General features: G+C 35.8%; 12 protein-coding genes. 3 read left to right on the forward strand and 9 right to left on the reverse strand.

Annotated elements, in window-relative coordinates:
* Positions 1 to 9: 9 nt before the first annotated feature.
* The 7 genes from D612_RS0114255 to pepV form a co-directional block, all read right to left on the reverse strand.
* Positions 10 to 789 carry a phosphotransferase family protein gene (locus D612_RS0114255; protein WP_026092523.1) on the reverse strand — a complete coding sequence of 260 codons (780 nt, stop codon included), beginning with the start codon at positions 787 to 789 and terminating at the stop codon, positions 10 to 12.
* A gap of 89 nt (positions 790 to 878) precedes the next feature.
* Complete coding sequence (gene pulA / locus D612_RS0114260; RefSeq protein WP_017756162.1) at positions 879 to 3053, reverse strand: type I pullulanase; 2175 nt, start codon at positions 3051 to 3053, stop codon at positions 879 to 881.
* Positions 3054 to 3081: 28 nt separating this feature from the next.
* Complete coding sequence (locus D612_RS0114265) at positions 3082 to 4083, reverse strand: NERD domain-containing protein (RefSeq protein WP_017756163.1); 1002 nt, start codon at positions 4081 to 4083, stop codon at positions 3082 to 3084.
* Positions 4084 to 4141: 58 nt separating this feature from the next.
* On the reverse strand, positions 4142 to 4828 hold the full coding sequence (locus D612_RS0114270; protein ID WP_017756164.1) for an LrgB family protein: 687 nt from the start codon (positions 4826 to 4828) through the stop codon (positions 4142 to 4144).
* Positions 4825 to 5229 carry a CidA/LrgA family protein gene (locus D612_RS0114275; protein WP_017756165.1) on the reverse strand — a complete coding sequence of 135 codons (405 nt, stop codon included), beginning with the start codon at positions 5227 to 5229 and terminating at the stop codon, positions 4825 to 4827. Before D612_RS0114275 ends, D612_RS0114270 begins: the two co-directional genes overlap by 4 nt.
* 143 nt (positions 5230 to 5372) lie before the next feature.
* The gene (locus tag D612_RS0114280) at positions 5373 to 7448 is read right to left on the reverse strand and encodes a sensor domain-containing protein (RefSeq protein ID WP_017756166.1); all 2076 of its coding nucleotides are present in this window, start codon (positions 7446 to 7448) and stop codon (positions 5373 to 5375) included.
* Between the two features lie 211 nt (positions 7449 to 7659).
* Positions 7660 to 9084, reverse strand: coding sequence for a dipeptidase PepV (gene pepV, locus D612_RS0114285; RefSeq protein ID WP_017756167.1), 1425 nt, complete (start codon positions 9082 to 9084; stop codon positions 7660 to 7662).
* A 371-nt stretch (positions 9085 to 9455) separates the two neighbouring features.
* On the opposite strand from pepV, the gene D612_RS0114290 reads away from it, so the two are divergent.
* Positions 9456 to 9653: a DeoR family transcriptional regulator gene (locus D612_RS0114290; RefSeq protein WP_407637472.1), complete on the forward strand. Its 198-nt coding sequence runs from the start codon at positions 9456 to 9458 to the stop codon at positions 9651 to 9653.
* A 121-nt stretch (positions 9654 to 9774) separates the two neighbouring features.
* Here D612_RS0114290 and D612_RS0114295 read toward each other — a convergent pair whose 3' ends face one another.
* Entirely contained in the window at positions 9775 to 10488 is a 714-nt protein-coding gene (locus D612_RS0114295; RefSeq protein ID WP_017756169.1) for a pseudouridine synthase, read from the reverse strand.
* A 110-nt stretch (positions 10489 to 10598) separates the two neighbouring features.
* Here D612_RS0114295 and D612_RS0114300 point away from each other — a divergent pair, with 110 nt between their 5' ends.
* Positions 10599 to 10817: a hypothetical protein gene (locus D612_RS0114300; RefSeq protein WP_017756170.1), complete on the forward strand. Its 219-nt coding sequence runs from the start codon at positions 10599 to 10601 to the stop codon at positions 10815 to 10817.
* A gap of 64 nt (positions 10818 to 10881) precedes the next feature.
* Here D612_RS0114300 and D612_RS0114305 read toward each other — a convergent pair whose 3' ends face one another.
* On the reverse strand, positions 10882 to 12519 hold the full coding sequence (locus D612_RS0114305; protein WP_017756171.1) for a putative polysaccharide biosynthesis protein: 1638 nt from the start codon (positions 12517 to 12519) through the stop codon (positions 10882 to 10884).
* Between the two features lie 410 nt (positions 12520 to 12929).
* On the opposite strand from D612_RS0114305, the gene D612_RS0114310 reads away from it, so the two are divergent.
* Complete coding sequence (locus D612_RS0114310) at positions 12930 to 14219, forward strand: BaiN/RdsA family NAD(P)/FAD-dependent oxidoreductase (protein ID WP_017756172.1); 1290 nt, start codon at positions 12930 to 12932, stop codon at positions 14217 to 14219.
* Positions 14220 to 14392 lie beyond the last annotated feature (173 nt).

Raw genomic sequence — 14392 nt, forward strand, 5'->3', positions numbered from 1 at the left:
CCTAGGAAATTATTTGTAGATTCTTTCTAAATAATGAATTTGCCGTCGATATTTTGATGAATCACCACGGCCCTTATACCATATACCGGATAATAGAGTCTGATAGATTATGTACCATTTCATTCGTCTCTCTAGGTTTTCTGTAAGCTCAATTCCATAGCATTTTAGCCATGTCTCCCAATCGTGTCTAGGAATATATCCATATAAAATCGAACCAAGATCTAATGCTGGGTCAGCAATCGCTGCCCCATCCCAATCTATTAAAAAAAGCTCCTGTTCATTTGTTAATAGCCAATTGTTATGATTTACATCACAATGGCAAACAACCTGATTGTCGTAGTATATGTTAGGCAATTCATTTTCCAAATAAGCTAACGAATCCGCAATTACAGTTTCGCAGGTCATGGTTGGCTTTGTTTTTCGTTTTAACTCAGTTAATAACTCAGAAGGCTCGTACCTAATCTTCCCAATTCTTTGAAGCATATATAATAATTCCTTTGAATGATGGATCTTACTTAAAAGATGTGCAACAGCTTTGTTATTCATGTCAACAGGCTTCAATTCACGTCCATTCAACCAATGCTGCGCCGTAATAACATCGCCATTTTCCATTCTCTTCGTCCAAATTAACTTAGGAACAATACCTTCAGCAGATAAAACCGCTAAGAAAGGGGAAGAATTCCTTTTCAAAAACAATTTGTTTCGGCCTTCATATTGAGCAATATACGCTTCTCCAGTTGCACCGCCTGCAGGAAATACCCGCCAACCTTCTCCTAAACCCAGACTCATTTCCAACACAGCTCACCCTCTATTTCTATGACCTGAAAACTACAACATACATCTTTAGTATAACTTATTTTTTATTAGCTTAAAACCATTTACTTAAAAAGAACGACTGTTGAAATGGCCATTATTTGTAAGGTTTTATTAATTTTATAAAGACCTTGTAAGCTAGCTTTCTCTCCATAGACAGCCACATTCCATGTATCATCATCAGGTATTTTAAATACCTGCTGTTTTACACTACTATTAAACAAAACAATGATTGCCTTCCAGGTGTCGATATGCTCCAGTTGCTCTAGTATATATCCTGCCATTTCTGGCGGTGTTTCCAGCCACCGATAATGATAGCGAATTTCGTTAGCTGTAGCTAATCGAAATGCTGGATGTGCCTTGCGAATTGAGATCAGCATTCGAGTATAGGAGAGATACTCTTTATACATATCCTTCCTTGCCCAATCAAGTTGATTAATATAATCAGGAAGATTATAGCTATTTCCTTCTCCATATTTTGTGCGAAAATACTCAATCCCACTATGTAGAAAAGGAATGCCTTGTGATAGCAATACTATTGCGATCCCAAGTATTTGCCTTTTTCTTCTTACACTGTCTTTTTCGTCACCATTGCATTGTGCTAATTTATCCCAAAGCGTATGATTATCATGACATTCAATATAATTAATTGATTGACAAGGTGATTCAAACATCCCATTTATATTTTTCTGGAGTGATATACTTCCTGCCAACAGCTCCATTAAAAAAGCCTTCTTCGTTGTAACTCCTGAAATAAAACCTTTATCGCGTAAATCGAACGAACTTCCTTTGACAGTATCTCGGAATAAATCATTAAAATGAGCAATCCCGGGAAGCTCCGAAGCATTTTTTATAATTGCTTTTTTTTCGTCTGGTATCGGTGTATCTAAATTCCACCCCTCACCAACTATAATTATCGAAGGATCAATTAAATCAAGAGCGGTTCTTACAGCTTTCATTGTTTCAACATCCAAGATTCCCATTAAATCAAAGCGAAACCCATCGATATTATATTCCTTTGCCCAAAAAGTAACCGAATCGATAATAAACTTACGGACCATTAATCGTTCCGAAGCAATGTCATTGCCAACTCCTGTTCCATTTGAAGGCAATCCGTAATCGTTATAACGAAAAAAATATCCTGGGACTATTTTTTCAAAGGATGACGCCTCAAGAATATAGACGTGATTGTAAACAACATCCATAATGACTCGTATTCCTTTTTGATGCAACGCTTCAATCATTTCCTTTGTTTCAAGGATTCTTACATACGGATCATAAGGATCCGTTGCATAGCTTCCTTCGGGTACATTATAATTAACAGGGTTATAACCCCAATTATATGGAGCAGGATTATAACGCCAATGAAATTCGTCCTCAATAGCACCTTCATTCACACCACCAAAGTCATTAAATGGCAGTAATTGTACGTGGGTAATACCGAGTTCCACGAGATAATCGACACATGTCTTACAATCATTAGGACCCTTGGTCTGTTCCTCTGTAAATGCTTTGTATTTCCCTTTATACATCGCCCCACTTTCGGGATGGATAGAAAAATCACGGATATGAGTTTCATAAATGATTGCATCTGTAGGAGAATGAAATTCTGGTAGTAAATGTGATTGCTTTTTAATTTTTGTTTTTGCAAGATCTATAACAACCCCAAACTCCCCATTTACTGTAGTCCCCTTTACATAAGGATCAACTACCTCTTTCCATTCCTTATTTACGCATACATTATAGAGATAGTAACATCCTTCAAGATTCCCGTATTGGGTAACTGTCCAAGTGCCTTTTGAAGAGCGCTCCATTGGAATTTTTTGTTTGAATTTTCCTTCTTGATGATATAACAACAATTCTACATTTGTTGCAGTAGGTGCCCAAACCTTAAACATTGTTTTCTCATCACAATAAGTAGCACCTAAATCTGTACCATCATAATAGAAAAACTGATCAAACTCTTTTGTTCTTATTACAGAGCCTATTGATAGTTCTACTTGTAGCCCTTTGTTAGTAGTGACTAAATAATGAGTATCTAGTCGAACGTTTTCCTCGGCTTTACAGTAAATTTTAATTACAGTTGGTAACGTTTCGACCTTAAAAACAGACAGTTCAATTTTCTCTTCCTCATTAATTAGGGAAAAGAAATGCTCATTAACGTCTGAAACACCCATAGGAAGAAAAACGACTACCATATCAATTTTTTCTAGATACGCTTCAAATTGAACATGGTTCACTTTAGGTTAACTCCTTAAATGAATATTTTCACCATTGAATTTCATCTTCATCTGGCTCCCATTCGGTACGACGAAAATAAGTTGATTGGCAATGTCGTAAAAGGGCTTGGGCACCTTTTAATTGAACGAATTTAATAGGTGATGGTAGTCTTCTTAATCGGGAATACCAATCGCTATAACTTCGTTTATCAATAATTGTTGTATTGACTGGTTCGTAATCACCTTCAATATATCCTGTTCGGGATAATACAACTTTTTTCACAGACAAATCAATATCATAATGCTTGTAATAGCTTTGAACTAGGTTAGCGGTTCTATTTAAGGAAATCATTGGATTAATCCGCTTTTTCTCATTTTCTCCAGAGCCTTCAAACCAATAGCGCCCTCTATCAGTAAGATAGACACTCATGTCTTCGCTTTCAAGAAGTGAAATACAATATGTTGTCACCGGACTTAAAAGAATGATATCTAAATCAATTGGAGCTTTTTTTACTATTAACGTAGGTTTATATAAAAGTAAATAGTTGTCAGGAAAATGTTGTAAAAAATACTTTAAAACTTCGTCATGATACAAGCTGTTATCTATTATTGAGCGATCTCTCAAAGTAGAACTTGCCCAATTTAGCTGGAAATAAAATAATTCCTCAAGGAATTCCTTTTTTAAATCTTCCTCTGTCTTTACCTCATCCCCGAAAAGTCTTGTCGCCTCTTTTAAAGACGTCTCTAAGTCATTATATTCTATGTCCTCGTTACCAGTTTTCTTAAACCATCCTTTTATCGTTTGAAAAAATCCTTTATTATCATCTTCCAACCAATTTTCATCAAAGCTCTCAAATCCAATAAAAGGTTCATATTTTTTAAGATCATGGTTAATGTTTTCTGACTGATCAATAATTATTTCTTTATTATACCAAGCTGATTTAATCTTTTCCCAACGTTCTTTCTTTAGACGAATATACTGACTTGGGTAACGAAAAATATCAGTTTCATAACGGGAGATAAAATCTTGTAATTTAATTAACTGTGCCACAAGGCTTCCTCCACTCCATGAGGCGGTAAACTTTAATACCGCTTATTACATAAAATCGTTATAATAATAAATACACAAACACCGGGCTTAAAACTGATGCGAAAATAGTTGATAATGTCATTGCAATGGAACTAATTGCGCCTTCTCTTTCCCCTAGCTCGAGAGCCTTCGATGTTCCAATTCCATGTGCAGCAGTGCCAAACCCAATTCCCTTACCAATAAAATGATTGATTCGAATCCATTTTATCAAATAGGGGCCAAAAACAGCACCAAACACTCCTGCTACCATTACAAATACTGCCGCCAACGTAGGATTCCCCCCAATAACAGAAGCAATATCCATCGCAACTGGAGAAGTAACAGATTTAGGAACTAGTGAATATGTTGTTATTTTTTCTATCTTAAACAATATCGAGAGTTCAATACCACTTACTATTCCGATAATTGTACCACAAAAAACGCCTGCTATGATCGGGGTTCCATACTTCTTAATGGTATCAAGTTGATTGTACAACGGATATGCAAGGGCAACAACAGCAGGTCCTAATAAATGGACAATCCACTTGCCACCAACCATATATGTTTCGTAAGGAATTTGAAAAAATAATAAAACCCCAGCAATTACAACTGTAGTTGTTAAGATTGGTACCATAAATGGTGTGAAAAATTTAATATATATCTTTTTCATCAAGTTATATGTAATGATCGTGCCAGCTATTGCTATTATCGCAATTAATAGTTTCATAGTTCTTCCCTCTTTCCAGTATAACTCAATGACGTATTGATAGCCTCTTTTTTTATTGCAATCCACTGGCTTATCATTGCTGATGCAACCATTACTAAAAATGTGCTTATCACAACTACCAAAACGGAAAATAATCCACGTCCTTTAAATAGGTGCAAATACTCTACCACACCTACAGTTACGGGTACAAATAACAATGGTAAATGAGAAAGCATAAAGCTTGCGCCTTTATGTATCCATTTTGCCTTGAATTTTTTAGTTAGCAATAATAAAAATAATAACAGCATCCCCATAATACTTCCAGGAATCGGCAAGTGAAATGCTTTTTGTATCCATAAACCAATATAATAAAAAAGATAAAGAATAGTAATTTGATAGACGACTCGTAAAATTTCCCCCATGAAAATACTCCCCTATTTTTTGGGCAACTCTCTTTGCCACAAGTTGTTATAATACAGAATGATACTGTAATGTAACATAGTTTACATTATTTTTTCACAAAGAAAAAGAGGCCCCTTAAAACTAAGTCGCCTCCGTAAGTAAATTACGATCGATTTTTTTCTAAAAACTCTTGAAATCTATCAGGGCTCAGTGGTCTACTAAAATAAAAACCTTGAATTTCATCACAAGAATGAGCATGCAAGAATGCAAATTGCTTTTGTGTCTCTACACCTTCAGCTGTAACATGAAAATCTAAATTTTTCGCCATAGCAATTATAGTCCTTACAATTGTCGTATCACCATTTTTCTCAAGATCCTGTACAAATGATTGATCAATTTTAAGACGATTAACTGGAAAACTTCGTAAATAACTTAATGATGAGTAGCCAGTCCCAAAATCATCTATCGAAATTTGAATTCCAAATGTTTTTAACTTATTTAACTGTTCGAGTAATGCAAAATTTTTTTCTAGAGAGTTATTTTCGGTAATTTCAAGTTCTAGTAATTGTGGTGGGAATTTTAATTTTTTTACAATTCCAATGATCGTATCACCTATATTAGGTTCCTGAAGTTGTATGACTGAAAGATTAACAGAAACCTTTAATTTGTTGTGCCCAAGTTCATGCCATTTTTTTGTTTGCGTAATGGCTTGTTCCAGAGTCCATATTCCGATTGGGACAATCAAGCCTGTTTCCTCAGCTATTGGAATAAATTCACTTGGCGGAACCTTCCCTAACAAAGAATTATTCCACCTTAACAAAGCTTCCATTCCAACAACGGTTTTCGAATTCGTTTTAATCCTTGGCTGGTAGTTTACGCTTAATTCATTATTATCAATGGCATCCCGCAAATATCGTTCTATTACAATCTTCCGTTCTAGTTCCTGTTCCAACTGTTTATCAAACAACTTATAATGGTTTCTTCTTTTGCTCTTAGCAGCATACATGGCCTGTACCGCTTTTTTTAAAAGTTCATCAAAGCTATTCCCATCACTAGGGTATGTACAAACACCAATACTTGTGGATGTATAGATTCGGTGGTTTTTAATTTCAAAGGGCTTTGGTAGTTCAGTAAGTATTTTCTCGCAAGTTTGTTTGATTTTTTCAACATCATTGTTATTAAGAAGTACTAGAAATTTATCTCCTTCTTTTCTAGCAACAACATAGCCTTTGTCAATAATCCCCAGAAGCCGTTTTGCCACTTCAACTAAAACCATATCTCCAATATTGTATCCAAAGGAGTCATTGATCGATTTAAATCGTTCTAAATTTATACATAGCAAAGCAAAAGGTCTGCCCCTATTTATTCTTACATTGACCTCATCCTGCATTTTCCGCTTGTTTGCTACTGATGTTAATTCATCATAGTAGGCAAGATACAGTAGCTCCTCTTCAGCATTTTTTTTCGCTGTAATGTCTTTACAAATTGACATATATTGATATGGTCTTCCATTTTCATCTATAAACGGTACAATGGTAGCATCCAGCCATATTATTGTCCCATCCTTAGCCTTATTACGAATCTCACTACGGAAGATTCGCCCATTTCCAAGATCAGACCACATTTTTTTAAAAAATTGTTTCGGATGGTATTTTGAGTTAATTACACGGTGGTCAAAGCCCACTAGCTCTTCACTACTGAATTGAAACAATTTACAGAAGTGGTCATTGACATACTTTATAACCCCGCGTGGATCCGTTATTGTTAATAACGATGCCTCATCCAAAGAATATTTGATATTTTCCAATTCGTTAATAGTTTCTTTAATAATTCCTTCTGTTTTTCGGTCTGTTAAATCCTCAATCGTTATCATTAATTCATGCACCGTGTTGTCATTTCTAACTAGAGGTACATTATGAATACGAACCGGCACTGATGAACCGTCCTTCTTTGCCCTAGTAGTTTCAGGAAAAACAACCGTCTTCTTTGCTAAGGCTACACGACGAAAGGCTTGGCGAAACTTACTTTGATTTTTCTCGGAGAAAAGTGGATAAAAGCGCTCAAGCACTTCATCCTCCGTCCATCCAAAAATTTTTTCCGCTTCTTTGTTCCACATTTTCACAATCCCGTTTAAATCAATAATAATAATTGCTATTGGTGCTTGTTTAATGATTTTCTGCAAAATTTCATTATTTTCCCATAGATTGTTAGTTTGGAAATCAGTCGCTTTCGAGGACATCGTTTCACCTCAAACTTTTTTTAAAATAGTTTTTAAAATTGTTTTGTATAATACATTTTACACAATATAAGTTAAAATTCGACATATTTTATAAAAATTTTACTTTTTTTTAATAACTTGGTAATTTTTTCTTAATTCCCGAAAACCTTTAGTAGGACTTTTTATTCATTAAAAAAACTCAGCTAGAGCCGAGTTTTTATTTTTAAACTAACTAATTTTTTACAAGCTCATAAATTGCTTGTGCGTAAATTGCTGTTGCTCTTAGTAAGTCCTCTATTTCAATATATTCATCCTTTTGATGAGCTACGTCGGGACGGCCAGGGAATAAAGGCCCGAAGGCAACACCTGATGTTAATGATCTAGCGTACGTGCCACCGCCAATTGCAAGTAACTCTGCTTTTCCCCCTGTTTGCTGTTCATATACTTTTTTCAATATTTGAATAAACGGTGTTTGTTCATCAACATAATGCGGCTTAGAATCATCTAATTCTGTGTAGCTAAATCCATTCCCTTCAGCTATAGCTATTATTTTTTTCTTTGATTCCTCAATTTTGTGACTAACTGGGTACCGCAGATTCAAGCCGATTTCTCCAATGCCAGCTCGGTCATATGATAGTATCCCGCAATTGATCGTTAGCTCACCTGAAATTTGATCCTCAAATGCAATGCCAATTGTATGGCCTCGCGTTTCTTGCCCGAGGTATTGATTAACAAACGTTGAAAACTTAGTACCGTTGTTATCTAGATGTTGCTTTGCTAAGAATTGATTGAGTAATAGCCCCGCATTTTTCCCATTATTCGGCTCCATTCCATGAGCTGATATTCCCTCTAGCTTTAGTTCAACTGTATGATCACGTAATACAGCTTTCCCTTTTACATTGTTATTCTGCAAAAACAGCACAAACTGTTCTTTTAGTAGATCTCCACTCTTTTCTGTTTTACATTCAAGAATCGCTACAGCCATATCAGGGACCATATTTAATCTGCGCCCTGCTTGAAAAGACTGCAAAACAATTTCACCTTGTTCACCAGACGCTTGAAAATGTTGGGTTAACGTAAAATCAAGAATTCCTTTTTCAGCATTAATGATTGGAAAATCCGCATCTGGCGCAAACCCCATAGTTGGCATTTCCTCGTGTTTAAAGTAATGGTCTACACAACGCCAATTGCTTTCTTCATCTGTTCCCAAAATAATTCTTACTCTTTTTTGAAATGGTTCTCCTAGTTCTTTAACTATTTTGAGAGCATAATAGGCCGCTATCGTTGGACCTTTATCGTCAATTGCTCCCCTAGCAAAAATTTTATTTTCTCTAATTTCAGCACCATAAGGATCACTCGTCCAGCCGTCACCTTCAGGAACAACATCAACGTGGCATAAAATCCCGATTAACTCCTTACCTGTTCCATACTCAATATGACCTGCAAGACCATTTAAATTTTTTACGATAAATCCATCATTTTCTCCTTTATTAAGTAAAAATTGTAATGCTTTCGCTATTCCTACGCCTAAGGGAGCATCTATAGACGTTTCATTTTCATCTAATACACTTTTAATTTGTAAAAATTTTTGCGTATCCTCAATGATACTACTTTTACGTTTATTTACTTCTTCCATCCAATTAATTTCGATTGGCATCTAATTCAGCCCCTTTTTATCTAATGAGATTGAAAGTAACACTAATCTTGGCTATAATCGTGTAGATTTTATATGTAACATACCGCTAAATTGTCATAATATTCAGGCGACTAAATATATTATTATAGAAAAAAGAAAAAGTGAGGTGGGTCAATAGACACATTTACTATAAATTATTTAAATTCTGTTGAAATTTGACATAATGGGTGGTAACTTTTAACTAAGATAGTGTATGATAAAATTGTATCCATTAGTATTACTACTTAGGTTTTGGAGTTTAAATGGTAAGAAGCATCACCTCTATTTAATTTCTTGTTCAATTCATCTTGAACATTACATTAAGGAGTGGTTTTTTGAGCCCAACTGCCCGTATGCTAAACCGTATTAAATCAGTCTACCTATTTATTAATGAAAAAGGAACTGTATCAACCCAAGAACTTGTAGAAGAATTTGGAACTACTCATCGAACAATTCAAAGAGACTTAAATGTACTTACGTACAATGATTTAGTTTGTAGTCCAAGTAGAGGATTTTGGACGACAACAGAAAAGAAGGTTAAAATATCATAACTTGATTATAAAGTATGCACAACCGCCCGTAAAAAAACGGGCGGTTTTAGTTTTCGGAAAAGTCACCTTTGTGATAAATTGAACTATACTAACAAAGACTAACAAGATATCACAACAAGTTTTATGTAGTACTTTTTAGTAATTCTATCTCTTCATTCGTTAAGTCACGGTATTCCCCTTGCTTTAATGTTTGATCAAGTAATAAAGGTCCCATTTTAATTCTCATCAGAAAGCTGACTTTCTTCCCAACGGCGATAAACATCCGCTTTACTTGATGAAATTTCCCTTCAGTAATCGTTAATTCTATTTCCGATTCATTACCAGATGACAAAATTACTAGTTCCGCAGGCTTTGTGATATATCCATCCTCAAGTGTGACTCCGCTTCGAAATCGTTCTATATCGTCTTCTGTTACAACTCCCTCAATTTTTGCGTAGTATGTTTTTGGAACATGCTTTTTGGGAGATAAAAGCCGGTGTGCTAATTTCCCATCATTCGTGAGTATCAATAAACCGACCGTATCTTTGTCTAGTCTGCCAACTGGAAACGGCTCAAATCTTTGATCGTCCAGTTCTAATAAGTCAATGACTGTTGTTTCGTGATTATCCTCAGTTGCCGAAATGACCCCACTAGGCTTATTCATCATTAAATATATATATTCCTTATATTCTACAATCTCCCCGTGAACAGTAACCCCATCCACCTCAGGTGTAAGCTGCGTTTGTGAATCTTTAACAACCTCATCATTTATTTTTACTGCACCTGTTTTGAGAAGCTTTTTTACTTCCTTTCTACTCCCAAAGCCAGAATTGGCTAAAAACTTATCAATTCGCAATACAATACCCCCTTCGAAATACCTTTTACGGTGTTTTTAGGCACTCGTCTATTCCATATTTATCATAATCGCATAAAGTATTAACGAATATAAGAAAGGAGAGAGGATTCATGTACGATTATGATTATTATCGCCAGTTTGGGTTCCCTGGGGGTGGCTTCCCGGGTGGCGGTTTCCCTGGTTTCCCTGGTGGCGGGCAAAATGTGGATCGCCGCTTAGATCGCATAGAAAATACGTTACAGCGCCATGAACAACGTATTAACCGATTAAACAGACGCTTGCAACGTGTGGAACGCCAGCTAGGCTACGCTCTTGATACGCAATTCTAAAATTACGATTGACATTCAAGGCGAGCCTATCGTTCGCCTTGTTTTCCTTTCAGCAACATTCTTTTTAAATACTGTCATTACCTTTATTTCTCGTATTTAAAAATTGAAAACGATAGCCAAGTATTACTCCCGCTAAATTTGTTTTCAAACTTAGCCATGCATACACTAACATCCCTGCAATTACTGCACATGATAAAACAATTATAGATTGGCCACGGCCATCCTCATAGTTTACAAAATATGAAAGAACCTTTTGAACGCCATATACAACTACCATCATCATTCCTACAAATATAGCAATCAACATGCTCCGCCGTATAAAGTACTCGTAGCGAAAGTTTGCATATCTCTTAATAGCCCAGAGGTTAATCAAAATTGAAAACAAAAATCCGATAGCAGTCGCCCAAATTGCACCATAAACCTCGAAAGCCTTAATGAACGGCACATTTAAAATGATTTTAATGAGAATCCCTACGCTAATACTATAGACAGCGAATCGTTGCTGATTAATACCTTGTAAAATCGCTGCCGTAACTGTAAATAACGCAAATAAAAGTGCAACCGGTGCATAATAGCGAATAACGCCTTCTCCAGTCGCAATTTGATCTATACTTAATAAAGCGCCGATCGTCGGGCCAGAAAGAATTGATAATCCCATAACTGCTGGGAATGTTAAGAAAACGATAATCTGCAACGCTTGGGTAATCTGTTTATTCAATAACTTCCGATTCTGATCCGTAAAGGCTTCTGTAATGGTTGGTACAAGCGTTAAACCAAATGCTGTTGCTAGTGAAACAGGAATCATTATTAATTTATGTCCATACATATTTAATATTGAAAATAAATCTACCGAATATGGACCGCCTTTTCCGATACTTTCCATTGCTCGGTTGAAAGTAAACTCGTCTACTAATTGATATAACGATATATTTAACCCAACAAATACAAACGGTCCTGCATACGATAATAATTCAAGCAGCATTTCCTTTGTTGTTAAATTACTTGTCGATGTACTTTTTTCTAAAAGCTCATTTAAGTGCCTTTTCCGCCTAAACCAGTACGTTAGTAGGACAATCATACCGGCAATGGCTCCGATTGTGGCGGCGAAAACAGATAAACCAACTGCTTTATGTAAATCTCCCTTTAAAACATTCATGACAATATAGCTTCCAATAAGCAAAAACAAAATACGAACAATTTGTTCTACGACTTGGGATACAGCGGTCGGTCCCATTGATTGGTGACCTTGAAAGAAGCCTCTAATAATACTCATCATTGGGACAATTATGATGGCTGTACTAACCATGCGAATGACATATGTTACCTCATCATTTGTTAACCCATATTCATTTTCCCCATTTATAATTGGTGCTAACCAAGGAGCTAGTAAAAACAAAATCAAAAAACCTAGGAAACCGCTAATAAATAATAACCATAAGCCAGCCTTAAATAATTTTCTCCCTGAATAATAATCGCCCATCGCATTATATTTAGAGACAAACTTTGAAACAGCCAATGGCACTCCTAATGTTGCAATGCTTAATAAAATCGTATAAGGAATATAAGCATAGGCGTACAGTGCACCACCTGTTGTTCCAACAATACTATAAAACGGAATAATATAAATCATTCCTAGAAATTTTGATATAAAAGTAGCTCCCGTAATGATTAACGTGCCTCTGAGAAAATTAGAACCGGACATAAAAGCCCTCCTAAATGATGAATCCACTGAATTTGACAAGCCATGATAACTCCTGTATTTTAACATACAGTAATAATGTAGAAAAGCAGGGAGCCTTTTCTAATTATCCATCAATACTATACCCGTTTCTACTTTGATGGTCTACTTGATGCCGTAATCTAGGCATTTTGCTTCGGCCTCAGTCTACTTGTGAACTAATTGATGGTCTACTTGGTGAATTAATTGATGGTTTAGTTCAGAGTCTGCTTGATGAACTACCTCACGGTCTACTTGATGAACTACTTGATATCCACTTCAAGCCTGCTAAATGATTTACTTCACAGTCTAATTATTACTAATTTTTTCTAATTGCTATTTTATTAAACATAAACATCAAACTGATTCTTTCAATAAGGAAGCTGGTGAATACCATGACTATATATGATGTAATTGTAATTGGTGGAGGTCCATCTGGGTTAATGGCGGCCATAGCTGCTGCTGAACAAAATGCAACCGTCCTTCTCCTTGAAAAAGGAGATAAGCTTGGACGTAAGCTAGCAATATCTGGCGGTGGGCGCTGCAATGTGACAAATCGACTTCCAATTGATGAACTTATCAAACACATCCCAGGTAATGGTCGGTTTTTATATAGTGCATTTGCAGAATTTAATAATGAAGATATTATCCATTTTTTTGAATCACTAGGTGTTGAGCTTAAGGAGGAGGATCATGGACGAATGTTTCCTGCTTCTAATAAGTCGCAAACGGTCATCTCAGCCTTGCTTGCTCAATTAAATAAGTTAAATGTTACCGTTCGTAACAATACACCCGTAAAAAAAGTTTTATATGAAAATAATAATTCAGTCGGAGTAGAGCTACATGATGGTTCAATTTTTAATTCACATACTGTTATTATTGCAGTTGGCGGCAAATCTGTTCCACATACTGGCTCAACTGGTGATGGTTATACCTGGGCGAAAGAGGCAGGGCATACAATAACAGAACTTTTTCCAACAGAGGTTCCATTAACTTCTTCTGAACCATTTATTAAAGATAAGTCACTACAAGGTCTCGCCCTTCGTGATGTGGCAGTATCCGTCCACAATCCTAATGGCAAAATTATCGTTACCCACCACATGGATATGATTTTTACACACTTTGGATTATCTGGTCCTGCTATATTACGATGTAGTCAATTTGTAGGAAAAGCGCTAAAAAAATATAAGACTGAAAATATTTTAGTTACGGTTGATAGCTTTCCAGATGATAGCGAAGAGGAGATTTTTCAACGATTACTCAAAATGATTAAGTCAGAACCAAAAAAAGCAGTTAAAAATATTTTAAAAGGGTTCATCCCAGAACGCTATTTATTATTCTTACTGCAAAAAAATCAAATTGATGAAAAAACAACGATTTCAAATTTAAAAACGGAAAAATTCCGATCCTTTGTAAAAGATTTAAAAGGATTTGAAATAAGAGTAAACGGTACTTTATCTTTTGAAAAAGCATTTGTTACCGGTGGTGGCATATCCACTAAGGAAATTAACCCAAAGGAAATGTCATCAAAACTAATAAAGGGCTTATATTTTTGTGGAGAAATTCTTGATATTCATGGTTACACAGGTGGATATAATATAACCGCGGCACTAGTAACCGGACGGTTGGCTGGAATAAATGCAGGGCGGAGAGCCACCGATGCTCAAAATCCGGGTGAAGTCTGAATGAAGGACATTTTGCTCTTTTTACATAATCATCAACAAAAGCTATAGGCGCCCTGATTAGCGACGTATAAACTAAGAGCGCATCGACTGAGATAAACAAAACACGTCGAGGGACGAGTCGATGTTGACTTATCGCAAAAGAGATGAACGAAGTTTACTAGTCGCTGGGCGCT

Origin of the sequence: Calidifontibacillus oryziterrae (assembly GCF_000331575.1) — a bacterium.
In the GTDB taxonomy this organism is placed as follows: domain Bacteria; phylum Bacillota; class Bacilli; order Bacillales; family Bacillaceae_J; genus Calidifontibacillus_A; species Calidifontibacillus_A oryziterrae.

Bases quoted from the DNA above. Each gene is read 5' to 3' on its own strand.
- D612_RS0114255 (WP_026092523.1), bottom strand. From the start codon at position 789: ATGAGTCTGGGTTTAGGAGAAGGTTGGCGGGTATTTCCTGCAGGCGGT.
- D612_RS0114270 (WP_017756164.1), bottom strand. From the start codon at position 4,828: ATGAAACTATTAATTGCGATAATAGCAATAGCTGGCACGATCATTACA.
- D612_RS0114275 (WP_017756165.1), bottom strand. From the start codon at position 5,229: ATGGGGGAAATTTTACGAGTCGTCTATCAAATTACTATTCTTTATCTT.
- D612_RS0114280 (WP_017756166.1), bottom strand. From the start codon at position 7,448: ATGTCCTCGAAAGCGACTGATTTCCAAACTAACAATCTATGGGAAAAT.
- pepV (WP_017756167.1), bottom strand. From the start codon at position 9,084: ATGCCAATCGAAATTAATTGGATGGAAGAAGTAAATAAACGTAAAAGT.
- D612_RS0114290 (WP_407637472.1), top strand. From the start codon at position 9,456: ATGCTAAACCGTATTAAATCAGTCTACCTATTTATTAATGAAAAAGGA.
- D612_RS0114300 (WP_017756170.1), top strand. From the start codon at position 10,599: ATGTACGATTATGATTATTATCGCCAGTTTGGGTTCCCTGGGGGTGGC.
- D612_RS0114305 (WP_017756171.1), bottom strand. From the start codon at position 12,519: ATGTCCGGTTCTAATTTTCTCAGAGGCACGTTAATCATTACGGGAGCT.
- D612_RS0114310 (WP_017756172.1), top strand. From the start codon at position 12,930: ATGACTATATATGATGTAATTGTAATTGGTGGAGGTCCATCTGGGTTA.